The sequence below is a fragment of the Streptomyces sp. NPDC001194 genome (assembly GCF_042896985.1).
In the GTDB taxonomy this organism is placed as follows: Bacteria; Actinomycetota; Actinomycetes; order Streptomycetales; family Streptomycetaceae; genus Streptomyces.
This window is the reverse complement of the sequence record NZ_JBIAXU010000005.1, coordinates 68,297-94,635: the sequence shown is the minus strand read 5'-3', so window position 1 is coordinate 94,635 and position 26,339 is coordinate 68,297. Positions and strand designations below refer to the sequence as shown.

The window sequence follows — 26,339 nt, the reverse complement described above, 5'->3', positions numbered from 1 at the left end:
TCCGCCCTAGCGGACGGCCGGCAGCTCCTCCTGCGCCGGGAGCGCGGAGGCCGGCGCCTTGGCCAGCGACTTCGCGGCGGCCGGGGCCGGGGGGACCGGAGTGGCGTGCGGGCCGCACTTCACGTCCTTGGCGTCGACCTTGCCGGTCAGCAGGTAGGCGTCCACCCGGGTGTTGATGCAGGGGTTCACCAGGCTGGTGACACCGTGCGAGCCGGCGTTCTGCTCGGTGATCAGGCGCGAGCCGGCGAGACGGCGGTGCAGCTCGACGCCACCCTCGTACGGCGTGGCGGCGTCACGCTCGGACTGGACGATCAGGACCGGCGGCAGGCCGCGCTTGGCACCGACCTCGATCGGGTTGCTCTGCTTGGCCTTCCAGGTCGCGCAGGGCAGGTTCATCCACGCGTTGGACCAGGTCAGGAACGGGTACTTCTCGTTCAGCTTGGTGTTGTCCCGGTCCCACTTGGCCCAGCTGGTCGGCCACTTGGCGTCGGCGCACTCCACCGCGGTGTAGACGGCGTTGCTGTTCTCGGACGCCGCGTTGCCCTTGGTGTCCGACATGTCCGGGGCGATGGCCTCGATCAGCGGCTTCTCGTCACCGGCGGCCCAGGCGCTGAACGCCTGCGCGACCGGGACCCACGAGGAGTCGTAGTACGGGGCGCCCTGGAAGAAGCCGATGAGCTCGTTCGGGCCGACGACGCCGCCGAGCGGGTTGGCCTTGGCCTGGGCCCGCAGCTGCTGGTACTTGGCCTCGACCTTGGCGCGGCTGTCGCCGAGGTGGAAGACGGAGTCGTACTTGGCGACCCAGTCCTGCCAGTCGTTCCAGCGCGTCTGGAAGGCGACGTCCTGGCCGAGGTTGGCCTCGTACCAGATGTTGTCGGTGTCCGGGTTGACCACGCTGTCGACGATCATGCGGCGCACGTGGGTCGGGAACAGCGTCGCGTAGACGCCGCCGAGGTAGGTGCCGTAGGAGACGCCGAGGTAGTTCAGCTTCTTCTCGCCGAGGGCGGCCCGGATGACGTCCAGGTCGCGCGCGGTGTTCGGCGTGGTCATGTGCGGCAGCATCTCGCCGCTGCGCTCCTTGCAGCCGTCCGCGTACTCGGCGGCGAGCTTGCGCTGGGCGCGCTTGTCCGCCTCGTTGGACGGGACCGGGTCGGCCTTGGGCGCCTTGACGAACTCCTGCGGGTCGATGCAGGAGATCGGGGCGGAGTGGCCGACACCGCGGGGGTCGAAGCCCACGAAGTCGTAGGCCTTGGAGGTGTTGACCCACAGCGGGCTCTTGGTGGTGACCCGGCGCGGGAAGCGCATGCCGGAGCCGCCGGGGCCGCCCGGGTTGTAGACGAGCGCGCCCTGGCGCTCTTCCTTGGTGCCGGTGCTGCCGATCCGGTCGACCGCGAGGTCGATGGTCTTGCCGAACGGCTTGGCGTAGTCCAGCGGGACCTTGACCCAGCCGCACTGGATCGGGGCCTCGAAGCCCCAGTCGGCGGGGCAGTCCTTCCACTCGACCCCGGTGGCGGCCGCGCGGGCGGCGGCGAGCTGGACGCCCAGTGCCTCCGGGAAACCGCTGTTCTGGCTGGACGAAGCCGCGGCGGCCGGCGGGGCCAGCAGCAGGCCCGCGGCCAGCGCTCCGGTGATCAGAGTGGCAGCGCTCCCCAGCGCTGCAGTGCGTATCACGTGGTTGTTCCCCCTGCGTCAGACCCGGCCGGAGGAGGCCGGGTTGGTCGGGTCGGTCGGTCGAACAGTGGGATCCTTTCGCCTGACCAACACCTGACAACAGGGCAAGGTCGCGTTCTTTGCCAACCCGATAACCGGAAAGGCGTGTACCGCTGAGCGGTGTCCCATTCGTCCCAGGTTCGCTCGGCGATTACCAGCCGTACGTACGACACGCCGCGTCGAGTACCTCGCGCAGCCGCAGCGCGTCGGGTGCCAGAGCCGTCACGAGGACGGCGGGACCGGCCAGCGGGGTGACCACCGCGAACTCCCCGAGCACCGCGGCGGTCGGCGCCGAAGCGGCGAACGCCGGGTCCACCACCAGGAGCTGACCGAGCGCCCGGTGCCCCGCGAGCCCCGCCGGGCCGTCCCAGCCGCCCGGAGCGCCCGGTCCGCAGGCCAGCTCCTGGTCCAGCAGCGGGCGCCCGCCCCGGTTCACGGTGAGCCGGCTGCGCAGGAGCCCCGGCGCCTCCCCCGCACGGCCCAGCACCTGCTCCTCGCGCAGCAGCAGCCGGGCCGTGGGGTCGAGTTCGGCGCGGGTGCGCACCCGCAGGTCGCTGCCGCGTACGGAGACCAGCGGCTCCGGCAGCCACCGCAGGGCCGAGTCCCCGGCCAGGGTCAGCCGTACGTCGTACCGCGCGGGCGCGCCACCGCGGCCGGGCAGCGCCAGGGTGGCGGCCGCCGAGCCCAGGGCGAGCCGGGCCCCGGGACCGGTGGCGGCCTCGACGGTGAGGTGGTCCCCGCCGAGCGGGGCGCTCATCGCGCCGACCAGCATCACGCCGGCCTCGGCGGCCGTGCCGCGGGTGCGGCGCAGCGCGAGCGGTCCCTCGCCGGCCAGCAGGGGCAGGGCGGTCCCGCCGCGGCCGTCGGCGACCGCGGCGATCCGGGCGGTGGCCCGTACGCCGGTGCGGGCCGGAGCGGGCCCGGACGATGCGGGCCCGGACGATGCGGCCGGTTCCGACGGGGCCGGTTGCGACGGGGCCGGGCCGGGCGGAGCCGGGGCCGGCGGCGCGGCGGGGGGCGCGCCGGCCACCGTAAGGCTCACCGGGCGGCCCAGGCGGTGATCCGCTCGCGGACCCAGGCGGCCACCGGAGCCACGCCCTCGGCGCCGCGCAGCGACTGGAAGGCGACGGGGAGTTCACCGCGCTGCTCGGCGGCGTCGCGGGCCATCCGGTCGAGGTCGGAGCCGACGTGGGGGGCGAGGTCGGTCTTGTTGACGACGAGCAGGTCGGCGGTGGTGACACCCGGGCCGCCCTTGCGCGGGATGTCGTCCCCGCCCGCGACGTCGATGACGAAGATCTGGGCGTCGACGAGGCCGCGCGAGAAGGTGGCGGTCAGGTTGTCGCCTCCGGACTCGACGAGGATCAGGTCGAGCGGGCCGACCGTTTCCTCCAGCTCCTCCACCGCCTCCAGATTGGCGGAGATGTCGTCGCGGATGGCGGTGTGCGGGCAGGCGCCCGTCTCCACCGCGCTGATCCGCTCGGGCGGCAGGACGGCCTCGCGGAGCAGGAACTCGGCGTCCTCCCGGGTGTAGATGTCATTGGTGACGACGGCCATGGACAGCTCGGCGCGCAGGACGCGGCAGAGCGCGGCGACGGTGGCCGTCTTTCCGGATCCGACGGGTCCGCCGAGTCCGATGCGCAGGGCGCGGCGCGAGCCGTCCGCCCGTACGGGCTCGGCACCGTGGGTGTGGCGCTGGGGGTAGGTCACGCCGTGGTCGAGGTGCATGGGGATCTCCGGTCGTGGAGGTGTGGGAAGGGAAGTCAGGAGGCGAACAGCCGGACCGGCCAGTCGGCATGGACCTCGGCCGCGATCTCCAGCAGCGGCGAAGAGGCCGCGGGCAGGGCCCCGGGGCCTTCCCGCCGGGCCCGGTGGGCGGCTCGCGCGGCCCGGTCCGCGACCGCGTCGAGCTCGGGGGCGAGGCGGGCCAGGACCCCGCTCGCCTGGAAGGGGTCCAGGCCGAGCAGCCGTACCGTCGCGGTCGCCGGTCCGCTCACGCTCTCGTACGCCGCCACGTGGGCGGCCTCCGGCGGCCCGAGCCCCGCCGCCCGGGCGGTGAGCCCGAGCACCACCGGCTGGTGCGCCCCGCGCGGGAAGGCCGCGGCGAGCGCGTCGAGTTCGGCGGCGGGCCAGGTGGCCCGGGCGGCCCGCAGCAGCTGCCGGCCCAGCCGGCGGGCCGCGGCGCGCAGCGCGGGCGAGGGCGTGCGGGCGTCGGCCGCGGCGTCGAGGACCGCCGGGTCGAGCCCGAGGGCCGCGGCCGCGGCGAGTGAGGCGGCGGTGAGTCCGGCCGTGTGCAGCCGGCCGCGGCAGAACTCCTCCAGGGTGGCGGCGTCGTGGATCCGGCCGGCCTTGCAGGCGGCCTCGGCCCCGCCGGAGTGGGCGTGGCCGCCGGCGGGGAAGCGTCCGTCGGCGAGGACGAGGAGGGCGGCGAGGCTCATGGGGCCGCCGCCGTCAGCAGGGATTCCATGTCAGAAGAGGAAGTATCGCTGTGCCATGGGCAGTTCCGCGGCGGGCGCGGGCTCCACCACCTCGCCGTCGATGGTGACGGTGAAGGTGTCGGCGTCGACCTCGACCCTCGGCATGGCGTCGTTGTTGCGCATGTCCGCCTTGCCCACCTTGCGGGTGCTCTCGATGGCCACGAACCGCTTGCCGAGTCCGAGCCGTTCGGGCAGCTCGTCGTCGAGCGCGGCCTGCGCGGTGAAGTTGACCGAGTTCAGCCCGGGGGCCCGGCCGTGGCTTCCGAACATGGGGCGGGGCAGCACCGGCTGGGGGGTCGGGATCGAGGCGTTCGCGTCGCCCATCTGCGCGTAGGCGATCTGGCCGCCCTTGATGACCAGGTCGGGCTTGACCCCGAAGAACGCGGGCGTCCACAGCACGAGGTCGGCGAGCTTGCCGGTCTCCACCGAGCCGATCTCCCGTGCGAGGCCCTGGGCAACGGCGGGGTTGATCGTGTACTTGGCGACGTAGCGGCGGGCGCGGTGGTTGTCGGCCGGTCCGTCGCCGGGCAGGAACCCGCGCCGCTTCTTCATGACGTGGGCGGTCTGCCAGGTGCGCATCACGACCTCGCCGACGCGGCCCATGGCCTGGGCGTCGGAGGAGATGATCGAGATCGCGCCGAGGTCGTGCAGGACGTCCTCGGCGGCGATGGTCGAGGGCCGGATCCGGGATTCGGCGAAGGCCAGGTCCTCGGGGACGGCAGGGTTGAGGTGGTGGCAGACCATCAGCATGTCGAGGTGTTCCTCGATGGTGTTGACGGTGTGCGGCCGGGTCGGGTTCGTCGAGCTGGGCAGGACGTTCGGCTCGGAGACCACGGTGATGATGTCGGGTGCGTGCCCGCCGCCCGCGCCCTCGGTGTGGTACGAGTGGATCGTCCGTCCGGCGATGGCGGCGAGGGTGTCGCCGACGAAACCCGCCTCGTTGAGGGTGTCGGTGTGGATGGCGACCTGGGCGCCGGTCTCTTCGCAGACGCGCAGACAGGCGTCGATGACGGCGGGGGTGGCCCCCCAGTCCTCGTGGATCTTGAACCCGAGGGCGCCGCCGCGCAGCTGCGAGTGCATGGCCTCCCGGGACATGGTGTTGCCCTTGCCCAGCAGGCCGATGTTGACGGGGTAGGACTCCAGGGCCGCGAACATCCGGGCGAGGTGCCAGGGGCCGGGCGTGACGGTGGTGGCCTTGGTGCCCTCGGCGGGGCCGGTGCCGCCGCCCACGAGGGTGGTGATGCCGGAGGCGAGGGCCTCGTCGACGACGGTCGGCGAGATGAAGTGCACGTGGGCGTCGATCGCGCCCGCCGTGACGATCTTCCCGTTGCCCGCGATGATCTCGGTCTCGGGGCCGATCACGAGGGCGGGGTCCACCCCGTCCATGGTGTCGGGGTTGCCGGCCTTCCCGATCCCGCAGATGCGGCCGTCGCGGATGCCGAGGTCGGCCTTCACGATGCCCCAGTGGTCGAGGACGACGACTCCGGTGATCACCGTGTCCGGGGCGCCCTCGGCGCGCGTGGTGCGCGCCTGGCCCATGGACTCGCGGATCACCTTGCCGCCGCCGAACACGGCCTCGTCGCCGCAGAGTCCGGGGCCTCCGCCGAGGTCCCGCTCGATCTCGACGAACAGGTCGGTGTCGGCGAGCCGGATGCGGTCGCCCGCGGTCGGCCCGAAGAGGTCGGCGTAGGCGCGGCGCTCGAGCTCAGCCATCGAGCGGCCCCCCGGTCTCCCCGCGCAGGCCCGGTACGGTGCGCAGGCCGCCCAGCGGTACGAGTTCCACGGCGACGGGGATGCCCGGCTCGAAGCGGACGGCGGTGCCGGCGGCGATGTTGAGCCGCAGCCCGCGGGCGGCCGGGCGGTCGAAGTCGAGGCCGGGGTTGGCCTCGGCGAAGTGGTAGTGGGAGCCGACCTGGACGGGCCGGTCGGCGGCGTTGAGCACGGTGAGGCGGGTGACGGGCCGGCCCTCGTTGAGGCGCACCGGGCCGTCCCCGTGGACGATTTCGCCGGGGATCATGCGGGTTCTCCCCTTCAGACGATCGGGTCGTGGACGGTGACGAGCTTGGTGCCGTCCGGGAAGGTCGCCTCGACCTGGACGTCGTGGATCATCTCGGGGATCCCCTCCATCACCTGGTCACGGCCGAGGACGGTGCGGCCGGAGGCCATGAGCTCGGCCACGGTCCGCCCGTCGCGGGCCCCTTCGAGGATGTGCGAGGTGATCAGGGCGACCGCCTCGGGGTGGTTGAGGAGTACGCCGCGCGCCTTGCGCTTCTCGGCCACGTCCGCGGCCACGTGGATGAGCAGTCGTTCCTGCTCGTGCGGTGTCAGTTGCACTCTTATCACCAAGTTTCCGGGGACCAGATCAGCGTCGCGCCGGGCCGACCCTAACGGCCTTCAACACTTTGTTGACCTGCGCATATCCGAGCCAAGCCTCTCTTGCCCAACGCAGAGAAAGGCTTTCCGTCCCGCGCACCGGCGCTTTGCCGAAGGATGGGTGATCATTGACGGAAGCCCGTGTCCGCCACGCTAGGCGGCGCGTTTTTCCGCCGCGTTAACCCACGTTTCGGGAAGGCACCCGGTTCAACTCCCGGGCCGCACGCACCCGGTTCCGTATACGGAACGCGCACCGGCCCCCGTGGCCGTACGGGCTCAGCGACCCGAGACGCTCTCCGCGGGGGCCCCGACGGGCCAGGGAAGGGCGATCCAGACGGTCTTGCCGCCGTCCTCGGTGGGGCTGACCGAGAGCCGGCCGCCCGCCTCGGCGGTCAGCCAGCGGATGATGACCATCCCCCGCCCGTTGTCCTGCTGGACGGCGGCCGGAAGGCGCCTGGGCCAGCGCGGGTGACTGTCCGTCACCCCGACGCGCAGCCACTCCCCGCGCTCCAGGCGGACGTCGACGGTGAAGGTGGGCGACTGGCCGAACGTGTGCTGGACGGCATTGGTGGCGAGCTCCGAGACGATCAGCCGGACGCTGTCCGCGGTGTCGGCCCCGTCGGGCAGTCCCCATTCACCGAGCACCTCCGCGACGTAGCGGCGGGCGGTGGCGACCGAGGCGGGATCGCTCGGCAGAGTGACGGATGCTTCCTGGTGGTCTGCCATGGCGACGGTCCCTTTCCCACCGGGGCGAAACGCCCCGGATCTGTGCTGGACGCCAGAGTGCCACCCATCGTCCCGCCGGTGCGGCCGTTCCCCCAAGATATGCATATATCTGTCGCCCGATGCGGTGAACTCTGCTACGGAAGAGCGTATTTGGACGGCAGACTGGTGCGAGCTGTGCCGGTGGAAGGAGGCGGGTATGCAGCACGGTCCCGCGGTGCGTCGGCGCAAGCTCGGCGAGGAACTGCGCGCGCTGCGCGACCGGACCGGACTCACCAGTGGTGAGGCCGCCCGGATCGCGGGGTGGCACCAATCGAAAATCAGCCGCATCGAAACAGGGCGCAGTGGCGTGAAACCGGAGGACATCCGCCTCCTCCTCGACGTGTACGCAGAGGTCGTCAGCCCCGAGCAGCGGGCGCTGCTGGAGGCCCTGTCCGCCTCGGCGGCCGGACCCGCCGCGGGCGGAGGCGAGGCCGGGCGCGGCCGCCAGTGGTGGCACGACTACCGGGGCCTGCTGCCCCAGGAGTACCGGGACTTCATCAGCCTCGAGGCGAGCGCCCGCTCGGCCCGTACGGTCGAACTCTCCGTGGTGCCGGGCCTGCTGCAGACCCCGGAGTACGCGCGGGCGGTGACCCGGGCCGCGCTGGGCGGGCTGCCGGAGCCCAAGGTCGACGCGCTGGTCGACGTACGGCTGGCCCGGCAGTCGGTGCTGCGGGCTGATCCGCCGCTGGAGCTGAGCGCGGTACTGGACGAGGCGGTGCTGAGGCGGCAGATCGGCGGCCCCGGGGTGATGGCGGCGCAGTTGCGGCACCTGGGGCAGGTGGCCCGGCTGCCCCAAGTGCGGTTGCAGGTACTGCCGTTCAGCGTGGGGGGTCATCTCGGCCTGACAGGACCGTTCGTAATTTTCTCATTTCCGAACATCGCCGATCTGGACGTGGTGGTACTCGACCATTTGACGAGTAGCCTCTACCTGGAGCGGAAGGAAGACCTCGAGGCGTACAGCGCCGCATTCCGCACCATCCAGGCGCACGCCCTCCCGCCCCAGGACTCGTCGGATCTCATCAGCTCACTCGCTGACGACGCGTAAGGAGGCACCCCCGTGTCCGCAACCCCCCTCTCCACCAGCGGACTTCTGATCAGCGCGCGGTGGCGGCGGAGCAGCCGCAGCACCGGAATGAACAACTGCGTGGAAACCGCCGTCCTCGGTGGCGGCGGCCTGCTGGCCGTCCGCGACTCGAAGCGGACGGACGGCCCGGCCGTGCTCTTCACCGGGCCGGCCTGGCACGGCTTCCTCGCAGCCGTACGGGCAGACGCGGACGTACTCGCGTGAAGTCCTAGCAGTCCGTGGCTCCGGCGGGGGCGGTCCTCAGGATCGTCTCGACGGCCCGGTCGATCTCGTCCCCCGTGAGATCGGCCCGTGCGGTCAGCCGCAGCCGGGAGATGCCGTCCGGCACCGACGGCGGACGGAAGCACCCCACGGACAGACCTGCCTCGCGGCAGTCGGCGGCCCAGCGCAGTGCCGCCGCGGCCGACGGGGCCCGTACCGACACCACGGCCGCGTCCGGCCGGGCCGCGGTCAGGCCGGACGCGGTGAGCCGCCCGTACAGCCGATCGGCCACCTCGCGGGCCCGGCCGGCGCGCTCCGGCTCCCGCCGGAGCAGGCGCAGGCTCGCCAGCGCCGCACCCGCGGCGGCCGGCGCCAGCCCGGTGTCGAAGATGAACGTCCGGGCCGTGTTGACCAGGTGCCGGATCACCTTCGCCGGACCGAGCACGGCCCCGCCCTGGCTACCCAGGGACTTCGAGAGCGTGAGCGTGGCGACCACCCCGGGCGCGCCCGCGAGTCCGGCGGCGTGCAGGGCACCCCGGCCGCCCTCCCCCAGGACGCCCAGCCCGTGCGCGTCGTCCACGACCAGGGCCGCGCCCGCCTCCCGGCAGGCCGCCGCGTACGCGGCGAGCGGGGCGGCGTCCCCGTCCACGGAGAACACCGAGTCGCTGACCAGCAGCGACCGGCCCTCCTGCGCGCCGAGCGCCTTGCCCGCGGCCTCCGGGTCGGAGTGCGGGATCACCTCGATCGCGGCGCGCGAGAGCCGGCAGCCGTCGACGATCGAGGCGTGATTGCCCGCGTCGGACACGACGAGGGTGCCCCGGTCGCTGAGGGCCGTGACCGCCGCCAGGTTGGCGGCGTACCCGGAGGACAGGACGAGGGCGGCCTCGAATCCGCAGAAGGCCGCCAGCTCCCGCTCGAGCTCGGCATGAAGCTCGGTCGTACCGGTCACCAGGCGTGATCCAGTGGCCCCGGCCCCCCACCGTTCGGCGGCCTCGAGGGCGCCGCGTACGGTCTCCGGGTGCCGGGACAGGCCGAGGTAGTCGTTGCTCGCGAGGTCCAGCAGCGGCGAGGAGGCCGGGCGGGGGCGCAGCGTCCGGACGAGTCCGGCCTGCTCACGGGCCCGCTCCGCGTCGTCGATCCAGGCGAACACGTCATCGGGCTCGGGGCTGTGCTGGCTCATCGGCGGGTCCTCGTTTTTTGTCGGCAGTCCACAGACCTGCCTGACCCTAACGGCCGTCACTTGAGTGCCAGGTGTGGCGATCCACACACTCCGTTCCGGCCATGTTGTGCGATCTCTCCTTGGCCGGGAGTGCTCGTGTAGTCCAGGATCGGCGTCATGGACCTGCTGAACACCCTGGTGGACAAGGGGCTGCGGCGCGAGCTGCCGACCCGCGAAGAGGCACTTGCCGTACTGGCGACCTCTGACGACGAACTGCTCGACGTGGTGGCCGCGGCCGGCAAGGTGCGCCGCCAGTGGTTCGGGCGTCGGGTCAAGCTGAACTACCTGGTCAACCTGAAGTCCGGGCTCTGCCCGGAGGACTGCTCCTACTGCTCCCAGCGACTGGGATCGAAGGCGGAGATCCTCAAGTACACGTGGCTCAAGCCGGACGAGGCCTCGCAGGCCGCCGCGGCCGGTGTCGCGGGCGGCGCGAAGCGCGTGTGCCTGGTGGCGAGCGGGCGCGGCCCGACGGACCGCGACGTGGACCGCGTCGGCAAGACGATCGAGGCGATCAAGGAGCAGAACGAGGGCGTCGAGGTGTGCGCCTGCCTCGGCCTGCTCTCGGAAGGCCAGGCCGAGCGCCTGAAGGACGCGGGCGCCGATGCCTACAACCACAACCTCAACACCTCCGAGGCCACGTACGGCCAGATCACCAAGACCCACACCTACGCGGACCGGGTCGACACGGTGCAAAAGGCGCACGCGGCGGGCCTGTCGGCCTGCTCCGGCCTGATCGCGGGCATGGGCGAGAGCGACGAGGACCTGGTCGACGTCGTCTACTCGCTGCGCGAGCTGGACTCCGACTCGGTGCCGGTGAACTTCCTGATCCCCTTCGAGGGCACCCCGCTGGCCAAGGAGTGGAACCTCACCCCGCAGCGCTGCCTGCGGATCCTGGCGATGGTCCGCTTCGTCTGCCCCGACGTGGAGGTCCGGATCGCCGGCGGCCGCGAGGTGCACCTGCGCTCGATGCAGCCGCTCGCGCTGAACATCGCCAACTCCATCTTCCTCGGCGACTACCTCACCAGTGAGGGCCAGGCCGGCCAGGCCGACCTCGACATGATCGCGGACGCCGGTTTCGAGGTGGAGGGCGCCGGTACGACGACCCTGCCCGCGCACCGCGCGGACGCGTTGGCGGCGGCCAGGGCCGCGGCGGGTCAGAGCCCGTGCGGGTCCTCGGCGGCCGAGGCGGGCTGTGGTTCCGCGTGCGGCGGCTGCTCGGGCCACGAGGCCGTCCCGGCCCAGGCGCCGGTCGCGGCGTCGGCTCCCGTGCCCGCCGGGGCTCCGGCGCAGGCTCCGGCCGGCGACGTCCGTCCGGACCTGGTGGCGGTCCGCCGCCGCGGCGCGGGAACGGACCTCGCCCCCAATGCCTGACCAGCACCACTCGCTGCCGGCCGCGGAACTGCTCGCGCTGGACCGGCAGCACGTCTGGCACCCGTACGGTCCGATGCCCGGGCGGCAGGAGCCCCTCGTGGTCTCCTCCGCCTCGGGCGTGCGGCTGCGGCTGGCCGAGCCCGCGCAGGGCCAGGACGAGCTGGTCGACGGCATGTCCTCCTGGTGGTCGGCGATCCACGGGTACAACCACCCGGCGCTGAACGAGGCCGTGACCGACCAACTCGGCCGGATGTCGCACGTGATGTTCGGCGGACTCACCCACGAGCCCGCCGTCCGCCTCGCCGCCCGGCTGGTCGAGATCACCCCGCCCGGCCTGGAGCACGTCTTCCTCGCCGACTCGGGGTCGGTCTCGGTCGAGGTCGCGGTGAAGATGTGCCTGCAGTACTGGCGCTCCATCGGCCGGTCCGGCAAGACCCGGCTGCTGACCTGGCGCGGCGGCTACCACGGGGACACCTGGACGCCGATGGGCGTCTGCGACCCCGAGGGCGGCATGCACGAGCTGTGGTCGGGGATCCTCCCGCAGCAGCTCTTCGCCGACGTCCCGCCGAGCGGCTTCGACGCGCCCGTGGACCCCGCGTACGTCGACCACCTGCGCTCCCTGCTCTCCGCCCACGCGGACGAGCTGGCCGCGGTGATCCTGGAACCGGTGGTGCAGGGTGCGGGCGGCATGCGCTTCCACAACCCCGGCTACCTGCGGGTGATGCGCGAACTGTGCGACGAGTACGACGTCCTGCTCATCCTGGACGAGATCGCGACGGGTTTCGGCCGCACCGGCGCCCTGTTCGCGGCGGACCACGCCGGGATCACCCCGGACGTGATGTGCCTCGGCAAGTCCCTGACCGGCGGCTACCTCACGCTGGCGGCCACGTTGTGCACGGAGCGGGTGGCGAACGGGATCTCCCGGGGAGCCGTCCCGATCCTCGCCCACGGGCCGACCTTCATGGGCAACCCGCTGGCCACGGCCGTGGCGCTGGCCTCCATCGACCTGCTCCTCGGCCAGGACTGGCAGCGCGAGGTCAAGCGGATCGAGGCGGGCCTGCTGGAGGGCCTGGCTCCGGCACGGGAGCTGCCCGGTGTACGGGACGTACGGGTCCTGGGCGCGATCGGCGTGGTCCAGCTGACGCACGAGGTCGACGTGGCGGCGGCGACCCGGGCCGCGGTCCGCGAAGGCGTGTGGGTACGCCCCTTCCGCGACCTGGTCTACGTGATGCCGCCGTTCGTCACGGGCGACGGCGACGTGGCCCGCATCTGCCGTGCGGTGTGCGCGGCCGCGCAGGAGGGCTGACATGACCGTACTGATGGTTTCGGGCACGGGCACGGAGATCGGCAAGACCGTGGTCACCGCGGCGGTCGCGGCCGCCGCCGTGGCGGCGGGCCGCTCGGTGGCGGTCCTGAAGCCGGCTCAGACGGGGATGGAGCCCGGCGCCGCGGGGGATGCGGCCGAGGTGGTCCGCCTGGCCGGACCGACGATCACGGCGGTGGAACTGGCCCGCTACCCCGAGCCGCTGGCCCCGGACACGGCGGCCCGCCGCGCGGGCCTGCCGACGCTCTCGCCCGGCGAGATCGCGGACGCGGCGCGGGACCTGTCCCGCTCGCACGACCTGGTCCTGGTGGAGGGCGCGGGTGGGCTGCTGGTCCGCTTCGACGCGGCCGGCCACACCCTCGCCGACGCGGCCCGTCTGCTCGTCGCGCCGGTCCTGGTGGTCACCCCGCCGGCCCTCGGCACCCTCAACTCCACCACCCTGACGGCGGAAGCCCTCCGCGCCCGGGGGCTGCAGTCGCCGGGCGTGGTCATCGGCAGCTGGCCGGCGGAGCCGGACCTGGCCTGCCGCTGCAACCTGGCGGACCTGCCGTCGTCCTCGGGGCTCCCGCTGCTGGGCGTCGTACCGGAGGCCTCGGGATCCCTGTCCCCGGAGTCCTTCCGCGCGGCGGCTCCCACCTGGCTCGCCGGCGGCCTCTCGGGCACGTGGTCCCCGGAGTCCTTCCTGGAGACCTGGCAGCCCTGACCGGCACCCGCGGAGGAAGCGGGCCGGCGACGCCGTCCGGGCCGCCGGGCCGTCCGGCCACTTCCTCCGCGGGGCGTTCCGCGAGCGGGGCTGCGTTCAGTGGCCGCCGCGCGGCTCGTGGCAGCCGCCCTCCATGTAGGGGCCGTGCGCCTTCACGCTCACGGGTGGGCCCACCCGGCCCGTCACGCACGGCCCGCTCTCCGGAATCGACAGGACGAACGAGAGGTCGCCGGTGCTCGATGCGTACACGTCGCCCGGCTCGACCTCGTAGCCCATCGCGGTCAGGCGCCCGCCGAGCTCCTGGGCCGTCCGCGGTGCGCCCTTCCCGCCGGAGCCGCCCAGCGCCGCCTTGATCCGTGCGGCGTGGGCCTCCCCGCGGCACCGGGCGGCGGGCGTGAGCGCGGCCTCGTTCCGGTACGCGTGGTTCTCCGCGTACTTGCGCGCCGCGGGGTCCGTCGGCAAGTCGTCCGGCGCCGCCGATCCGGTGGGCGCCACGCTCTCCCGGCCCGCGCAACCCGCGGCCACCTCGGGGAAGCGCTTGTCGTGGCGGGCCACCGCGGCCGCCGCCTGCGCGGCGTGGTCCGGGGTCAGGCTCGGCAACGGGGACGGGGCCGCGACCGCGCCGCTCCCGGACGCCGTGGTGCCGCAGGCCGTCATCGCGAGCAGCCCCGCGGCGAGCAGCACGGCACGGGCGGGTGTCGTACGGGATGTCACTGGGTCTCCACTTCCTGGGGCGGGCCCCGGCGGCCGGGGCCCCGGTGCTCGGTTCAACCGATTGTCGTCACGGCACCGCCCCGAACTCCTGAGTACGCGTACTCAGCCTCCGCCGGCACCTGTTTTGCCCGCCGCGCGCATGGGGAACAGCCCGGCAGGGCACCCGCACCCGTAGCCACCCCGCCCGGAGGTCCGCCATGCCCTCACCCCACCGCGACCCGGAATCCGTCGAGCACCCGCTCTTCGCCCGGTTCTACGCGAGGCTCAGCACCACCGCCGACACCCGGGGCGGCGTGCGCGAACTGCGCCGCGAGCTCCTGCACGGGGTGTCCGGCCGCGTCGTCGAGATCGGCGCCGGCAACGGCCTGAACTTCGCCCACTACCCGCGGGCCGTCTCCGAGGTCGTCGCCGTCGAGCCGGAGCGGAGCCTGCGAAGGCTCGCCGCCGACGCGGCCCGGCGCGCCGAGGTCCCGGTCGACATCGTGCCGGGCGTCGCGGAGGCGCTGCCCGTGAAGAGCGAGGCCTTCGACGCCGCCGTCGCCTCCCTCGTGCTGTGCACCGTACGGGACCTGCCCCGCGCGCTCGCGGAGCTGCACCGGGTGCTGCGCCCCGACGCCGAGCTCCGCTTCTTCGAGCACGGCCGCGCGCCCACCGCCGGGATGGCCGCCGTCCAGCGCACCCTGGACCGGACCGTCTGGCCCCGCCTCTTCGGCGGGTGCCACACGTACCGGGATCCGGTCGGCGCGATCGAGGCGGCCGGCTTCCGGGTCACCTCGTACCGCACCCTCCGGGTGCCGGAGCGCGGCCCGGCGCTCCCGAGCTCGTACTGCGTGCTCGGCACGGCCCGCCGCGGTCCTGCCTGAACCCTTCAGCCCAGTGGCTTGACCCAGCGCGTCCACTGGTCCTGGCGGTGGTAGCCGCCCGCCGCCCACGCGCCGTGGGCCCGCTCGTTGCGGTCCAGCACCATGGCATCGGCGCGCCGTCCGCCGAGCTCGCGGAACCGCTCCTCGGCGGCGGCCAGCAGCGCCGATCCGATGCCCCGGCGGCGGTGGTCCGGGTGCACCGCGAGCCGGTAGAGGTGGCAGCGCCAGCCGTCGAAGCCCGCGATCACCGTGCCGACCAGTTCGCCCTCGCGGCGGGCCAGCAGCAGGGAGTGCGGATCGCGGGCGTGGAGCCGCTCGACCCCGGCGAGGTCGTCACTGATACTCGTTCCCTCGGCAGCCGCCTTCCAGAACTCGAGCACGGCGGTGAGATCGGCCGAGGACGCGGGACCTATATGAAGATCGCTCATGGCCGGATCCCATCATCCGGTTGCGCTCCGCCAAAAGAATGATCCGATCACTTTGCCTTTCCTTTACTATGATGGTCAGTGGTCGACCGACCCGAAACCGACCCGAACGAAAGGTGTGAGCGTCCGCCCATGGGCGAGCCCCCCAGTACCCGACATCGCGCGACACCCCTCCTCCTGACTGATCATGGGACGGAGGTGACCGACCGATGACCGAAGTGCTCCTGCTCCTCGTGGCGCTGCTGCTCTGCCTTGCCTGCGGCGTCTTCGTCGCGGCCGAGTTCTCGCTGACCACCGTCGAGCGCAGCGAGCTCGAACAGGCCGCCGAGCGCGGCGAGCGCGGCGCCGAGAGCGCCCTCGCGGCCGTGCGGAGCCTGACGTTCCAGCTCTCCGGCGCCCAGCTCGGCATCACCGTGACCGGCCTGGTCATCGGCATGATCTCCAAGCCCTCGATCTCAGCCCTGCTCCAGGGCCCGTTCGAGGCCATGGGGCTGTCGGCCGCGGCCGCCTCCTCCACCGCCCTGATCCTGGGCACCGTGCTGTCGACCGTCGTCCTGATGGTCGTCGGCGAGCTGGTGCCCAAGAACTGGGCGATCTCCTCACCGCTGGCCATCGCCAAGCGCGTGGCCACCACGCAGCGGGTCTTCAGCCGTGCCTTCCGGCCGTTCATCAGCCACCTGAACACCACGGCCAACCACATGGTCCGCCGGCTCGGCATGGAGCCGGCCGAGGAACTGGCCTCGGCCCGCACCCCGCAGGAGCTGGTGGCCCTGGCCCGGCACTCCGCGAAGGCGGGTGCGCTGGAGAAGGACACCGCCGAGCTGTTCGTACGGACCCTGAACCTGGCCGACCTGACCGCGGAGAACGTCATGACCCCGCGGGTCCAGGTCACGGCCCTCGACGTGCAGACCACCGCCGAGGACGTGGCGAACGCGACGCTCGCGACCGGCCTGTCGCGCTTCCCTGTCTACCGGGGCAGCCTCGACACCGTCGTCGGCACCGTCCACATCAAGGACGTGCTCGCCCTGCCCGCCGAGGAGCGGCACCGGCGCCCGGTCTCCCGGCTGCTGCGCGACCCCCTGCTGGTACCGGAGTCGCTGACCGTGGACCGGCTGCTGGACCTGCTGTCCGGCCGCCAGACCATGGCCGTGGTGATCGACGAGTACGGCGGCACCGCCGGCGTGGTGACCCTGGAGGACATCGTCGAGGAGGTCGTCGGCGAGGTGCGCGACGAGCACGACCCGCACGAGACCTCGGACCTGGCCACGGCCGGCACGGACGCCTCCGGGCGCCGCCTGTACTCCGCCGACGGCGCCGTGCGCACCGATCAGCTCGCGCGGATCGGACTGCGCGTGCCGGACGGCCCGTACGAGACCCTCGCCGGGCTGATAGCGACCGAGCTGGGCCGGATCCCGGCCGTCGGCGACAGCATGGAGCTGGCCGGCTGGCGGCTCGACGTGGAGGACGCCAGTGGCCGGCGGGCCGCGCGGGTGCTGCTGCACGCGCCGGCCGAGCCCGCGCAGGAGTCCTCGGACCAGGGTGGGGAGGGAACGCGATGACGGTGCTCCAACTGCTGATCGGCCTGGCGACCCTGGTCGTCAACGCCTTCTTCGTCGGCGCCGAGTTCGCCCTGATCTCGGTACGGCGCAGCCAGATCGAGCCGTACGCCGAGCAGGGCGACCGGCGGGCCCGCGCCGTGCTGTGGGGCCTGGAGCACGTGTCGGCGCTGATGGCGGCGGCCCAGCTGGGCATCACGCTGTGCACCCTGGTGCTGGGTGTGGTGGCCGAGCCGGCCATCGCACACCTGCTGACCCCGCTCTTCGACCTCGTCGGGGTGCCCTCGGGGCTGACCCACGCGATCTCGTTCGTGGTGGCACTGGCGCTGGCCACGTACCTGCACATGCTCTTCGGCGAGATGCTGCCGAAGAACGTGGCCCTGTCCGAGCCGGTGCGCACCGCGCTCCTGCTCGGTCCGCCGCTGGTGACCCTCACCCGGGCGCTGCGGCCGGTGATCTTCGCGATCAACGCCTTCGCCAACCTCCTGCTGCGGCTGCTGCGGGTGGAGGTGAAGGACGAGGTCTCGGCGACGTTCTCCGACGACGAGCTGGCCCGGATCGTGAAGGACTCCAGCGACGCGGGGCTGATCGACGACCGGGCGAGCGAGCGGCTGCACGACGCCCTGGAGCTGGGACGCAGACCCGTCACCGATGTGGTGCTGCCGCTGGACCGGGTCGTCGTGGCCCGCGACGGCGTCACGCCGACGGCCCTGCAGCACCTGTCGGCGGAGTCGGGGTACTCCCGCTTCCCGGTGATCGACGCACAGGCCGGGATCCTGGGGTACCTGCACGTCAAGGACGCGCTCGACGCGGAAGGACCGGAGCGGGACCAGCCGTTCCCGGTGTCCGCGCTGCGTCCGATCGCGCAGGTACGGGCGGAGACCCCGCTCGACGACGTGCTGACCGCGATGCGTCGCAGCCGGACGCACCTGGCGGCGGTCATGGGCTCGGGCGGGGCGATGACGGGCCTGGTCACGATGGAGGACGTGCTGCGCGAGCTGTTCGGCAGGCCCGCCTCCGCCTGACGCGGCTGCCACCGCCGTGGTGCCCCGCCCCTGCGGGGCCGGGGTACCGCGCGGTAGCATCGCTGCGCCATGGAGATGAATGCGTCTTACACCAGTTTCGTCGCGGTCGGCGACTCCTTCACCGAGGGCATGTCCGACCTGCTGCCCGACGGCTCCTACCGCGGCTGGGCCGATCTGCTGGCCGCCCGCCTCGCGGCGCGCGAACCCGGTTTCCGCTACGCGAACCTCGCCGTCCGCGGGAAGCTGATCGGGCAGATCGCCGAGGACCAGGTCCCGGTCGCGGCGGAGATGGGCGCGGACGTGGTGACGCTGGTCGGCGGTCTGAACGACGCTCTGCGGCCGAAGGTCGACATGGGCCGGGTGCGCGGGCACCTGGAGCAGGCCGTGGAGCTGCTCGCCCCCGCGTGCAAGACGCTGGTGCTGATGCGCTCTCCCGGGCGCAACGGGCCGGTGATGGACCGCTTCCGGCCGCGCATGGAGGAGCTCTTCGGCATCATCGAGGAGCTGGCCGCCCGGCACGGGGCCCTGGTCGTGGACCTGTACGGGGCCGGCGTGTTGGCCGACCCCCGGATGTGGGACGTGGACCGGCTGCACCTGACGGCCGAGGGCCACCGACGGGTGGCCGAGGCGGTCTGGCAGACGCTGGGCCTGCCGCCCGAGCAGGACTGGCGCGCCGAGCTCCCGGCGGCGGTGCCCCCGGGCTGGGCCGTGCGCCGGTCCCAGGACCTGAGCTTCGCCCGGCAGCACCTGCTGCCGTGGGTCGGCCGCCGGCTGACCGGCCGCTCCTCCGGGGACGGCCGCCCGGCCAAGCGCCCGGAGCTGCTGCCGTACGGGGCCACGGCGGGCGAGCCGCTCTCGTAGCAAGGCACAATCCGAGGCGGGGTCCCCACCTGCGTAAACGCACAGCTGCGGCCCAAGTAGAATCCCTACACGTGACAGCCAAGCCCCGCATCCCCAATGTCCTGGCCGGCCGCTACGCCTCCGCGGAGCTCGCCGTCCTGTGGTCCCCCGAGTACAAGGTGACGCTGGAGCGGCGGCTGTGGCTCGCCGTACTCCGCGCCCAGAAGGACCTCGGCATCGAGGTCCCGGACGCCGCCCTCGCCGACTACGAGCGCGTCCTGGAAACGGTCGACCTCGCCTCCATCGCCGAGCGCGAGAAGGTCACCCGGCACGACGTGAAGGCCCGCATCGAGGAGTTCAACGCCCTCGCCGGCCACGAGCACGTCCACAAGGGCATGACCTCCCGCGACCTCACCGAGAACGTCGAGCAGCTCCAGATCCGGCTCTCCCTGGAGCTGGCCCGCGACCGTACGGTCGCCGTCCTCGCCCGCCTCGGCAAGCTGGCCGGCGAGCACGCCGAGCTGGTCATGGCCGGCCGCTCCCACAACGTCGCCGCGCAGGCGACGACCCTGGGCAAGCGCTTCGCGACGGCGGCCGACGAGCTGCTGGTCGCCTACGACCGGCTGGAGGACCTGCTCGGCCGCTACCCGCTGCGCGGGATCAAGGGCCCGGTCGGCACCGCCCAGGACATGCTCGACCTGCTGGGCGGCGACGCCGCGAAGCTGGCCGACCTGGAGCAGCGGATCGCCGCCCACCTCGGCTTCGCCCAGGCCTTCACCTCCGTCGGCCAGGTCTACCCGCGCTCGCTCGACTACGACGTGGTCACCGCCCTGGTGCAGCTGGCCGCCGCTCCCTCGTCGATCGCGAAGACGATCCGCCTGATGGCCGGCCACGAGCTGGTCACCGAGGGCTTCAAGCCCGGCCAGGTCGGCTCCTCCGCGATGCCGCACAAGATGAACACCCGCTCCTGCGAGCGCGTCAACGGCCTGATGGTGATCCTGCGCGGCTACGCCTCGATGACCGGCGAGCTGGCCGGCGACCAGTGGAACGAGGGCGACGTGTCCTGCTCCGTGGTCCGCCGGGTGGCCCTGCCCGACGCGTTCTTCGCGTTCGACGGCCTGCTGGAGACCTTCCTGACGGTCCTCGACGAGTTCGGCGCCTTCCCGGCCGTCGTGGCCCGCGAGCTGGACCGCTACCTGCCCTTCCTCGCGACCACCAAGGTCCTGATGGGCGCGGTGCGGGCGGGCGTCGGCCGCGAGGCCGCCCACGAGGTCATCAAGGAGCACGCGGTGGCCTCCGCGCTCGCCATGCGCGAGCAGGGCGCCGAGCGCAACGAGCTGCTGGACAAGCTGGCCGCCGACGAGCGGATGCCGCTCGACCGGGCCCAGCTCGACGCCCTGATGGCCGACAAGCTGTCCTTCACGGGTGCGGCCGGTGACCAGGTGGCCGCGGTGGTCTCCCGTATCGAGGCGATCGCCAAGCAGCACCCGGAGGCCGCCGGGTACGCGCCGGGGTCGATCCTCTGACCCCCGAGGAGCTGAGCGCCGCCCGTGACCGCGTCCTCCCGGACGTGGTCGCGGGCGGTCTGCGTGTGCTGTTCTGCGGGATCAATCCGGGTCTCCTCTCCGCCGCGACGGGCCACCACTTCGCCCGCCCCGGCAATCGCTTCTGGCCGGTCCTGCACCTGTCCGGCTTCACTCCGCGCCGCCTGGCCCCCGCGGAGCAGGAGGAGCTGCTGACCTACCGGCTCGGCATCACCAACGTCGTCGCCCGCGCCACGGCCCGCGCCGACGAGCTGAGCGCCGAGGAGTTCCGCGAGGGCGGCCGCATCCTGACCGCCAAGGTGGAGCGGCTGCGCCCGCAGTGGCTGGCGGTCGTCGGAGTCACCGCCTACCGCACGGCCTTCGGCGAACGGAAGGCGCAGATCGGACCCCAGGAGCGGACCATCGGCTCCACCCGCATCTGGGCGCTTCCCAATCCCAGCGGCCTCAACGCCCACTGGACCGCGGAGTCCATGGCCCAGGAGTACGCCCGCCTCCGTACGGCCGCCGAATCGGCCTCCGAGCAGGCCCCGGACCACTCCTAGGGCGGGTCGATCACGGTCACCGCGGCCATCAGCTGCGGCGAGTGGTCGGCCCCCCACCGGGCCTCGTAGACGGCGACCCAGCGGTCCTCCGCCCGCCACAGGTGGAGGTGGTCGCTGGTGTCGCCGATCTCCTGCCACGGCTGCGCCACGTCCCCGGCCTCCGTGCGCAATCTCAGGCCCTCGAGCGTGAACCGGTCCGGCTTGCCCCAGCGTTCCTCCAGCCGCTGGGCCAGGGCCTCGAACTCGGCGGCCACCTGGTCCTCGTGCGCCAGGCGATCGGCCGCGTCCTCGTCCCCGTACCACCGGCTGCCGCCCAGCTCGGCGAGGTGGTAGCCGGGCCCGCTGGTGCCCACTTCGGACCTGCCCCGGACATCGGGGAAGGCACGCGTCCGGAGCCGGTCGATCGTGTCGAGATGCTCTGCCGTGGTCATGCCGTCAGTATCGCGGCGAGGTCTGACAACTGGCTCGGCGTCACGCGTCGCGCCGGCGCACCGCCAGCCAGCCTCCGGCCAGCGCGGCCGCCGCCCACAGTGCCAGCACCCCGAGACCGCTCCAGGGACCGAGCCGGCCGCTCGACTCCAGGTGCATCACGAGCTGCCCCGCCTGGTCCGGCAGGAACTCGGCGACACCGCCCGCCGCCTGGCCGACGATGAACGGCACCATGACGACGAAGGGTATGAGCACGCTCAGCACGACCGCCGCACTGCGCAGCACCGCCGTCAGCCCGGCCGCGAACAGGGCCATGAGCATGAGGTACACACCGCTGCCGAAGACGGCACGGAAGGTGCCCGGGTCCCCCGGCGACAGTGCGTACCCGCCCATGAACGCCTGGCCCAGGACGAAGGTGAGCACTCCGGTGACCTGGCCCACCAGGAAGGCGAGGCCGCTCACCAGGGCCATCTTCGACAGGTAGAAGCGCGTACGGTTCGGCACCGCGGTCAGCGTCGTGCGCAGGGCGCCGCCCTGGAACTCCGCGGACAGCGCGCTCGCCCCGAAGGCGAACGCCGCTATCTGGCCGAAGTTGATGCCGTAGAAGGCGCCGAGAAGCGGGTCCTCCCCCATGCTGCCGGCTTCGGCCTGCCCCACGGCCGCGGCGGCGAGGGCCTGTATCCCGGCGGTGGCCACGAGTATGGCGATCAGGGCCCCGAACGTGCCCCGAAGGGACCGTATCTTTATCCATTCCGAGTGCAGGACGGGGATGGTGGGCGCAGCGGCGCTCATGGCGAAGCCTCCTTGAGTGGTGGGGAACGTCAGTGGTTGGCGGCGAATTGGGCGTGGTCGGCGGTGAGGTCGAGGTAGGCCTGCTCCAGCGAGGCCCGTTCGTCGGAGAGTTCCAGCACGGGGATGCCTTCGCGGGCGGCCAGTCCGCCGAGCTGCTCGGCCCGTATGCCCTCCACGCTCCAGCGCCCGTCGTCGGCGCTCGCCATCCGGAAGCCGTCCCGGGCCATGGCGGCCCGGAGCCGGACCGGGTCCGAGGTGCGCAGACGCACCTTCGGGGTGCTGCGGGCCTCGATGAAATCCTCCATGGAGGAGTCGGCGAGCAGCCTGCCCTGCCCGAGCACGACCAGATGGTCGGCGAGCGCCGCCGTCTCGGACATCAGATGGCTGGAGACGAGCACCGTGCGGCCCTCGGCGGCGAGACCCCGCATCAGCTCGCGGATCCAGATGATGCCTTCGGGGTCGAGCCCGTTGGTCGGCTCGTCCAGCAGCAGCACCGCGGGGTCTCCCAGCAGCGCGGCCGCTATGCCCAGGCGCTGGCGCATACCGAGTGAGAAGGTCTTGATCCGCCGCTTCGCCGCCGAGGCGATTCCCGCCTGCTCCAGCACCTCTTCGACCCGGCGCACCGGGATGCGGTTGGCGGCGGCGAGGAAGCGCAGGTGGTCCCGGGCGGTGCGGCCGCCGTGGGCCGCCTGGGCGTCCAGCAGTGCGCCGACCCGGTGGAGCGGGTCCGGGAAGTCGGTGAACCGGGCTCCGCCGATCGTGGCCGTCCCGGAGGTGACCCGGTCCAGGCCGAGCAGCAGGCGCATCGTGGTGGACTTGCCGGCACCGTTGGGGCCTAGGAATCCGGTGACCCGCCCGGGCAGGACATCGAAGGTGAGGTGGTCCACGGCCCGGGTGCGGCCGTACTCCTTGGTCAGTTCTCGGATCTCGATGCTGTTCATGGCTCAAGACTCGCCGCCCGCCCCACCCCCCTTCCTCCCCCATGCGAGGGTGCCGTCTCCCCCACGTGGGGGAGACGCATCCGGGCCGGTCGCTGCCACGATGGGGGCATGTACCGACTGCTCCGTGCCCCGCTCCAACCGGTGACCTACTCCCGCTGGTTGCACCTGTGCGTGCCCGTGCTGCTGCTCGCCCTGTGGATGTTCATAGAGCCGGCGTGGCCGTGGATGCCGTTGGTCATCGTCATACCGTTCGGCCTGGTCCCGTGGGTACGGCTGGCGGAGGGGCTGCAGGCTCAGTTCCTGCTCACCCCGCACGACCACGGCACGCCCGACAGCGGCATCAGTGCCGCGCCGTCGGCGCGGTGGGGCGACCGGTGGCGGACGCTGCTCTGGCTCGAGGCCCGGCTCGTCATCGCGCTCGCCGCGATGGCCGCGACCGTGTGGCTCCCGGTGGTGACGGTCGAACTGGTCGCGGCGGCGCTCGGACATCCGCTCGGCTCGGACCTCATGATCCCTTCCATTCCGCCGCGTTGGGCTGCCGCACTGCTCATTCCGGTGCCCTTGATCCTTCTCATCGTCATCGTGGTGCTGCTGGGCGAGCTGGTCACCGCGGTCGCGCGCCGACTGCTGGGGCCTTCGGCCGCCGAACGGCTCACCGCCCTGGAGGCCCGTACCGAGCAGCTGTTGGAGCGCACGCGCATCGCGCGGGAGCTGCACGACTCGATCGGGCACGCCCTGACGGTGGCCGTGGTGCAGGCGGGGGCGGCCCGGGCCGCCGGCAATCCCGAGTTCACCGACCGGGCGCTGGGTGCGATCGAGGAGACGGGGCGGGCCGCGCTGGAGGACCTGGAGCGGGTCCTGCTGGTCCTGCGGGAGTCGGCGCAGCCCGTCTCCCAGCGGCCGACGCTCGCGGAGGCGGACCGGCTGCTGGAGTCGGCGCGCGCATCGGGATCGGAGGTCGACGCGCAACTGACGGGTCCGCTGGAGCAGTTGCCGGGCCCGGTCACCCGGGAGGGCTACCGGATCCTGCAAGAGGCGCTCACGAACGTGCTGCGGCACTGCGGACCGGTGCCGGTCCGGGTCCGGGTGGAGATGGCCGTCGGCAGGCTGGACATGGAGGTCACGAACCCGCTTCCGGAGGGCCCCGCCTTCATCCCCGGCGGCGGGAGCGGGCTGCGCGGCATGCGGGAGCGGGCCGCGCTGCTGGGCGGGGAGGCCGAGACGGGCCCGTTCGAAGGCAGTTGGAGGGTGCGCGCCCGGCTTCCGCTGGAGCGAATACGCTGACCGGATGCCGGTTACCGTTCTCCTCGTCGATGACGAACCCCTGGTGCGCGCGGGTCTGCGTGCCGTCCTGGATGCCCAGCCCGACATCGAAGTGGTGGGTGAGGCGGCCGACGGGGCCTCCGTGGTCCCGCTCGTGCGGCAGCTGCGGCCGGACGTGGTGGCCATGGACGTTCGGATGCCGCTGCTCGACGGGATCGAGGCGACGCGGGCCGTTCTGCGGACCGTGGACTCCCCGCCGAAGATCCTCGTGGTGACCACGTTCGAGAACGACGAGTACGTGTACCAGGCGCTGCGGGCGGGGGCGGACGGCTTCCTGTTGAAGCGGGCCCGGCCCTCCGAGATCGTGCACGCGGTGCGGCTGGTGGCCGAGGGCGAGACGCTGCTGTTCCCGGCGGCCGTACGGGCTCTGGCCGCGGAGTACGGGAACCGGCAGGCGCGGGCGGCGCTGAAGCAGGCGGCGCTGACCGAGCGCGAGGAGGCGGTGCTGCGGGCGATGGCGCGCGGGCTGACGAACGTCGAGATCGCCAAGGAGCTGATCGTCGGCACGGAGACGGTGAAGTCCCATGTGAGCGCGATCCTGGGCAAGCTGGGGGCTCGGGACCGGACCCAGGCGGTGATCACGGCCTACGAGTCCGGATTCGTTGCCCCGGCCTGAGGGGAGGAGCCGGTTCCGGCCGATGGGGGGCTGCGTCTCGCAGTGGCCCCGGGGGCACAGTACGATCCGGCAGACAAGCTCGCTAGCTGGGAGGACACACGTTGGGGCAGCTGACCGGCGGGGATCCCTCTCTGCTCCGGCGGATCAATTCGGCCGTGGTGCTGCGCGCACTGCGGGCGGCCGAATCGCCGACCCTCACCGATCTCACCCGGGTGACCGGGCTGTCCCGGCCCACCGTGGAAGGCGTGGTCGAGGGGCTGATCGGTACCGGGCTCGTCGTCGAGGCAGGTGCGGAGGAGGGTGCGCGCCGCCAGGGGCGGCCGGCCAGGCGCTACCGGTTCCGGGCCGAGGCGGGGCATCTGCTCGGCATCGAGATCGGCTCGCACCGGATCGCGGTGCTGCTCTCCGGCCTGGACGGGCGGGTGATCGGCGCCGGCACCAAGGACGTCGCCGAGACGGCCTCCGCCGACGAGCGGCTGGAGCGGGTTCGGGCGGCGGTGGCGGATCTCCTGCGCCGGGCCGGCGTACCGCGGGACTCCCTGCGGGCGGTCGGCGTCGGCAGCCCCGGGATCGTGGAGGCCGACGGCACCGTACGCCTGGGCACGGCCCTGCCCGGCTGGACGGGACTGCCCCTCGGTGAGCGGCTGAGGCGCTCGTTCCGCTGCCCGGTGCGGGTGGAGAACGACGCCAACGCGGCCGCGGTCGCCGAGCACTGGAAGGGCGCCGCGCAGGACACGGACGACATCGTGTTCGTGATGGCGGGGCTCAGCCCCGGCGCGGGCTCACTGATCGGAGGCAGGCTCCACCGCGGGTTCGGCGGGGCTGCGGGCGAGATCGGCGCCCTGCACCTGCTGGGCCGCGACGTCACGCCCGAGAAGCTGTTGTCCACGACCGGGGAGCCGCTCCACCCGCTCGACGAGCAGGCAGTGGCCGAGGTCTTCGCGATGGCCCGCCGCGGTGACGAGCGGGCGGTGGCCGCGGTGGAGCGCTTCATCCAGAGGCTGGTGCACGACGTGGCGGCTCTGGTCCTGGCCATGGATCCGGAGCTCGTCGTGGTCGGCGGCTGGGCGGCCGGCCTGTCCGGCGTGCTGGACCCCCTGCGCCGGGAGCTGGAGCGCTACTGCCTGCGCCCGCCGCGGGTGGCGCAGTCCCTGCTCGGCGAGGCCGCGGTGGCCACCGGAGCCCTGCGCCTGGCGCTGGACCACGTGGAGGAAGAGCTCTTCGCGGTGGAGAAGACGGTCACGACCCGCCGCCGCTGAACCCGCCCCGGCGAACACCCGCTGCCGTCACCGGTGTGCGCGGGCCCGTCGCCGCGCGCCGATCGCGCCGCGGCCGGCTTCCGCGACCGGGGCCTGACCGGCGGATCGGCGGATCGGTACCGCGAGAGCCCCGCCTGATCGGCACGACACCGGCGCGACACCCCCTGGGCCTCCCCGGGCGGACGCGGCGTCCCGGCTCGAAGGGACGTCACCTCCCGGCCCGCGGCCGGTAACGCGAACGGCCCG

28 protein-coding genes are annotated in these 26,339 nt (G+C 73.1%); 14 read left to right on the top strand and 14 right to left on the bottom strand.

What is annotated here, in order from left to right:
- Window positions 1-6: 6 nt before the first annotated feature.
- From ACFY1T_RS14270 to ACFY1T_RS14235, 8 genes are all read right to left on the bottom strand, one after another.
- Window positions 7-1,671: an alpha/beta hydrolase gene (locus ACFY1T_RS14270; RefSeq protein ID WP_390788369.1), complete on the bottom strand. Its 1,665-nt coding sequence runs from the start codon at window positions 1,669-1,671 to the stop codon at window positions 7-9.
- Between the two features lie 190 nt (window positions 1,672-1,861).
- A complete protein-coding gene (locus tag ACFY1T_RS14265; RefSeq protein ID WP_390788607.1) occupies window positions 1,862-2,590 on the bottom strand; it encodes an urease accessory protein UreD in 729 nt (242 codons plus the stop codon).
- A 158-nt stretch (window positions 2,591-2,748) separates the two neighbouring features.
- Window positions 2,749-3,435 carry an urease accessory protein UreG gene (ureG, locus tag ACFY1T_RS14260; protein WP_390788368.1) on the bottom strand — a complete coding sequence of 229 codons (687 nt, stop codon included), beginning with the start codon at window positions 3,433-3,435 and terminating at the stop codon, window positions 2,749-2,751.
- Window positions 3,436-3,470: 35 nt separating this feature from the next.
- Complete coding sequence (locus tag ACFY1T_RS14255) at window positions 3,471-4,145, bottom strand: urease accessory protein UreF (RefSeq protein ID WP_390788367.1); 675 nt, start codon at window positions 4,143-4,145, stop codon at window positions 3,471-3,473.
- A 30-nt stretch (window positions 4,146-4,175) separates the two neighbouring features.
- Entirely contained in the window at window positions 4,176-5,897 is a 1,722-nt protein-coding gene (locus tag ACFY1T_RS14250) for an urease subunit alpha (protein WP_390788366.1), read from the bottom strand.
- On the bottom strand, window positions 5,890-6,201 hold the full coding sequence (locus tag ACFY1T_RS14245; protein ID WP_030860667.1) for an urease subunit beta: 312 nt from the start codon (window positions 6,199-6,201) through the stop codon (window positions 5,890-5,892). The genes ACFY1T_RS14250 and ACFY1T_RS14245 overlap by 8 nt, the downstream gene beginning before the upstream one ends.
- Window positions 6,202-6,215: 14 nt before the next feature.
- Window positions 6,216-6,518, bottom strand: coding sequence for an urease subunit gamma (locus tag ACFY1T_RS14240; RefSeq protein WP_030860669.1), 303 nt, complete (start codon window positions 6,516-6,518; stop codon window positions 6,216-6,218).
- 315 nt (window positions 6,519-6,833) lie between these two features.
- The gene (locus tag ACFY1T_RS14235; RefSeq protein WP_390788365.1) at window positions 6,834-7,283 is read right to left on the bottom strand and encodes an ATP-binding protein; all 450 of its coding nucleotides are present in this window, start codon (window positions 7,281-7,283) and stop codon (window positions 6,834-6,836) included.
- Window positions 7,284-7,479: 196 nt separating this feature from the next.
- Between ACFY1T_RS14235 and ACFY1T_RS14230 the strand changes: the two genes are divergently transcribed.
- Window positions 7,480-8,367, top strand: coding sequence for a helix-turn-helix domain-containing protein (locus ACFY1T_RS14230; protein ID WP_390788364.1), 888 nt, complete (start codon window positions 7,480-7,482; stop codon window positions 8,365-8,367).
- A gap of 12 nt (window positions 8,368-8,379) precedes the next feature.
- The gene (locus ACFY1T_RS14225) at window positions 8,380-8,610 is read left to right on the top strand and encodes a DUF397 domain-containing protein (RefSeq protein WP_030860675.1); all 231 of its coding nucleotides are present in this window, start codon (window positions 8,380-8,382) and stop codon (window positions 8,608-8,610) included.
- 4 nt (window positions 8,611-8,614) lie between these two features.
- On the opposite strand, the gene ACFY1T_RS14220 is transcribed toward ACFY1T_RS14225, so the two are convergent.
- Complete coding sequence (locus ACFY1T_RS14220) at window positions 8,615-9,787, bottom strand: 8-amino-7-oxononanoate synthase (RefSeq protein WP_390788363.1); 1,173 nt, start codon at window positions 9,785-9,787, stop codon at window positions 8,615-8,617.
- 156 nt (window positions 9,788-9,943) lie between these two features.
- Here ACFY1T_RS14220 and bioB point away from each other — a divergent pair, with 156 nt between their 5' ends.
- From bioB to bioD, 3 genes are read left to right on the top strand one after another with little or no spacing between them, the layout of a single operon-like run.
- On the top strand, window positions 9,944-11,197 hold the full coding sequence (gene bioB / locus ACFY1T_RS14215; protein WP_390788362.1) for a biotin synthase BioB: 1,254 nt from the start codon (window positions 9,944-9,946) through the stop codon (window positions 11,195-11,197).
- Window positions 11,190-12,503, top strand: a complete 1,314-nt coding sequence (locus tag ACFY1T_RS14210) for an adenosylmethionine--8-amino-7-oxononanoate transaminase (protein ID WP_390788361.1) — start codon at window positions 11,190-11,192, stop codon at window positions 12,501-12,503. Before bioB ends, ACFY1T_RS14210 begins: the two co-directional genes overlap by 8 nt.
- A gap of 1 nt (window position 12,504) precedes the next feature.
- Window positions 12,505-13,224, top strand: a complete 720-nt coding sequence (bioD, locus tag ACFY1T_RS14205) for a dethiobiotin synthase (protein ID WP_390788360.1) — start codon at window positions 12,505-12,507, stop codon at window positions 13,222-13,224.
- Window positions 13,225-13,320: 96 nt separating this feature from the next.
- Here bioD and ACFY1T_RS14200 read toward each other — a convergent pair whose 3' ends face one another.
- Window positions 13,321-13,938, bottom strand: coding sequence for a hypothetical protein (locus tag ACFY1T_RS14200; RefSeq protein ID WP_390788359.1), 618 nt, complete (start codon window positions 13,936-13,938; stop codon window positions 13,321-13,323).
- 197 nt (window positions 13,939-14,135) lie between these two features.
- Between ACFY1T_RS14200 and ACFY1T_RS14195 the strand changes: the two genes are divergently transcribed.
- Window positions 14,136-14,801, top strand: a complete 666-nt coding sequence (locus ACFY1T_RS14195; protein ID WP_390788358.1) for a class I SAM-dependent methyltransferase — start codon at window positions 14,136-14,138, stop codon at window positions 14,799-14,801.
- 5 nt (window positions 14,802-14,806) lie between these two features.
- Here the strand turns inward: ACFY1T_RS14195 and ACFY1T_RS14190 are convergent, their stop codons facing one another.
- Window positions 14,807-15,229, bottom strand: a complete 423-nt coding sequence (locus ACFY1T_RS14190) for a GNAT family N-acetyltransferase (protein WP_390788357.1) — start codon at window positions 15,227-15,229, stop codon at window positions 14,807-14,809.
- A gap of 206 nt (window positions 15,230-15,435) precedes the next feature.
- On the opposite strand from ACFY1T_RS14190, the gene ACFY1T_RS14185 reads away from it, so the two are divergent.
- The 5 genes from ACFY1T_RS14185 to mug all read left to right on the top strand — a co-directional run bounded on the left by ACFY1T_RS14185 (window position 15,436) and on the right by mug (window position 20,733).
- The gene (locus ACFY1T_RS14185; protein ID WP_030860696.1) at window positions 15,436-16,785 is read left to right on the top strand and encodes a hemolysin family protein; all 1,350 of its coding nucleotides are present in this window, start codon (window positions 15,436-15,438) and stop codon (window positions 16,783-16,785) included.
- A complete protein-coding gene (locus ACFY1T_RS14180) occupies window positions 16,782-17,807 on the top strand; it encodes a hemolysin family protein (protein ID WP_390788356.1) in 1,026 nt (341 codons plus the stop codon). Before ACFY1T_RS14185 ends, ACFY1T_RS14180 begins: the two co-directional genes overlap by 4 nt.
- Window positions 17,808-17,876: 69 nt before the next feature.
- Complete coding sequence (locus ACFY1T_RS14175) at window positions 17,877-18,668, top strand: SGNH/GDSL hydrolase family protein (RefSeq protein ID WP_390788355.1); 792 nt, start codon at window positions 17,877-17,879, stop codon at window positions 18,666-18,668.
- 71 nt (window positions 18,669-18,739) lie between these two features.
- On the top strand, window positions 18,740-20,173 hold the full coding sequence (gene purB / locus ACFY1T_RS14170; protein WP_390788354.1) for an adenylosuccinate lyase: 1,434 nt from the start codon (window positions 18,740-18,742) through the stop codon (window positions 20,171-20,173).
- A complete protein-coding gene (gene mug / locus ACFY1T_RS14165; RefSeq protein ID WP_390788606.1) occupies window positions 20,170-20,733 on the top strand; it encodes a G/U mismatch-specific DNA glycosylase in 564 nt (187 codons plus the stop codon). Before purB ends, mug begins: the two co-directional genes overlap by 4 nt.
- Here the strand turns inward: mug and ACFY1T_RS14160 are convergent.
- Genes ACFY1T_RS14160 through ACFY1T_RS14150 form a run of 3 tightly spaced genes read right to left on the bottom strand, consistent with a single transcriptional unit; the run spans window position 20,730 to window position 22,895 of the window.
- Entirely contained in the window at window positions 20,730-21,164 is a 435-nt protein-coding gene (locus ACFY1T_RS14160) for a hypothetical protein (RefSeq protein ID WP_390788353.1), read from the bottom strand. The genes mug and ACFY1T_RS14160 overlap by 4 nt on opposite strands.
- 40 nt (window positions 21,165-21,204) lie before the next feature.
- Window positions 21,205-21,954, bottom strand: coding sequence for an ABC transporter permease (locus tag ACFY1T_RS14155; RefSeq protein WP_390788352.1), 750 nt, complete (start codon window positions 21,952-21,954; stop codon window positions 21,205-21,207).
- Between the two features lie 29 nt (window positions 21,955-21,983).
- On the bottom strand, window positions 21,984-22,895 hold the full coding sequence (locus ACFY1T_RS14150; RefSeq protein ID WP_390788351.1) for an ABC transporter ATP-binding protein: 912 nt from the start codon (window positions 22,893-22,895) through the stop codon (window positions 21,984-21,986).
- 108 nt (window positions 22,896-23,003) lie between these two features.
- Here ACFY1T_RS14150 and ACFY1T_RS14145 point away from each other — a divergent pair, with 108 nt between their 5' ends.
- The 3 genes from ACFY1T_RS14145 to ACFY1T_RS14135 all read left to right on the top strand — a co-directional run bounded on the left by ACFY1T_RS14145 (window position 23,004) and on the right by ACFY1T_RS14135 (window position 26,093).
- On the top strand, window positions 23,004-24,179 hold the full coding sequence (locus tag ACFY1T_RS14145; protein ID WP_390788350.1) for a sensor histidine kinase: 1,176 nt from the start codon (window positions 23,004-23,006) through the stop codon (window positions 24,177-24,179).
- 4 nt (window positions 24,180-24,183) lie between these two features.
- Entirely contained in the window at window positions 24,184-24,834 is a 651-nt protein-coding gene (locus ACFY1T_RS14140; protein WP_390788349.1) for a response regulator, read from the top strand.
- A 101-nt stretch (window positions 24,835-24,935) separates the two neighbouring features.
- Window positions 24,936-26,093 carry an ROK family transcriptional regulator gene (locus ACFY1T_RS14135; RefSeq protein ID WP_030860714.1) on the top strand — a complete coding sequence of 386 codons (1,158 nt, stop codon included), beginning with the start codon at window positions 24,936-24,938 and terminating at the stop codon, window positions 26,091-26,093.
- Window positions 26,094-26,339: the final 246 nt, after the last annotated feature.

Bases quoted from the DNA above. Each gene is read 5' to 3' on its own strand.
- ureG (WP_390788368.1), bottom strand. From the start codon at position 3,435: ATGCACCTCGACCACGGCGTGACCTACCCCCAGCGCCACACCCACGGT.
- ACFY1T_RS14255 (WP_390788367.1), bottom strand. From the start codon at position 4,145: ATGAGCCTCGCCGCCCTCCTCGTCCTCGCCGACGGACGCTTCCCCGCC.
- ACFY1T_RS14250 (WP_390788366.1), bottom strand. From the start codon at position 5,897: ATGGCTGAGCTCGAGCGCCGCGCCTACGCCGACCTCTTCGGGCCGACC.
- ACFY1T_RS14245 (WP_030860667.1), bottom strand. From the start codon at position 6,201: ATGATCCCCGGCGAAATCGTCCACGGGGACGGCCCGGTGCGCCTCAAC.
- ACFY1T_RS14235 (WP_390788365.1), bottom strand. From the start codon at position 7,283: ATGGCAGACCACCAGGAAGCATCCGTCACTCTGCCGAGCGATCCCGCC.
- ACFY1T_RS14230 (WP_390788364.1), top strand. From the start codon at position 7,480: ATGCAGCACGGTCCCGCGGTGCGTCGGCGCAAGCTCGGCGAGGAACTG.
- ACFY1T_RS14220 (WP_390788363.1), bottom strand. From the start codon at position 9,787: ATGAGCCAGCACAGCCCCGAGCCCGATGACGTGTTCGCCTGGATCGAC.
- bioB (WP_390788362.1), top strand. From the start codon at position 9,944: ATGGACCTGCTGAACACCCTGGTGGACAAGGGGCTGCGGCGCGAGCTG.
- ACFY1T_RS14210 (WP_390788361.1), top strand. From the start codon at position 11,190: ATGCCTGACCAGCACCACTCGCTGCCGGCCGCGGAACTGCTCGCGCTG.
- bioD (WP_390788360.1), top strand. From the start codon at position 12,505: ATGACCGTACTGATGGTTTCGGGCACGGGCACGGAGATCGGCAAGACC.
- ACFY1T_RS14195 (WP_390788358.1), top strand. From the start codon at position 14,136: ATGCCCTCACCCCACCGCGACCCGGAATCCGTCGAGCACCCGCTCTTC.
- ACFY1T_RS14190 (WP_390788357.1), bottom strand. From the start codon at position 15,229: ATGAGCGATCTTCATATAGGTCCCGCGTCCTCGGCCGATCTCACCGCC.
- ACFY1T_RS14185 (WP_030860696.1), top strand. From the start codon at position 15,436: ATGACCGAAGTGCTCCTGCTCCTCGTGGCGCTGCTGCTCTGCCTTGCC.
- ACFY1T_RS14180 (WP_390788356.1), top strand. From the start codon at position 16,782: ATGACGGTGCTCCAACTGCTGATCGGCCTGGCGACCCTGGTCGTCAAC.
- ACFY1T_RS14175 (WP_390788355.1), top strand. From the start codon at position 17,877: ATGGAGATGAATGCGTCTTACACCAGTTTCGTCGCGGTCGGCGACTCC.
- ACFY1T_RS14160 (WP_390788353.1), bottom strand. From the start codon at position 21,164: ATGACCACGGCAGAGCATCTCGACACGATCGACCGGCTCCGGACGCGT.
- ACFY1T_RS14155 (WP_390788352.1), bottom strand. From the start codon at position 21,954: ATGAGCGCCGCTGCGCCCACCATCCCCGTCCTGCACTCGGAATGGATA.
- ACFY1T_RS14150 (WP_390788351.1), bottom strand. From the start codon at position 22,895: ATGAACAGCATCGAGATCCGAGAACTGACCAAGGAGTACGGCCGCACC.
- ACFY1T_RS14145 (WP_390788350.1), top strand. From the start codon at position 23,004: ATGTACCGACTGCTCCGTGCCCCGCTCCAACCGGTGACCTACTCCCGC.
- ACFY1T_RS14140 (WP_390788349.1), top strand. From the start codon at position 24,184: ATGCCGGTTACCGTTCTCCTCGTCGATGACGAACCCCTGGTGCGCGCG.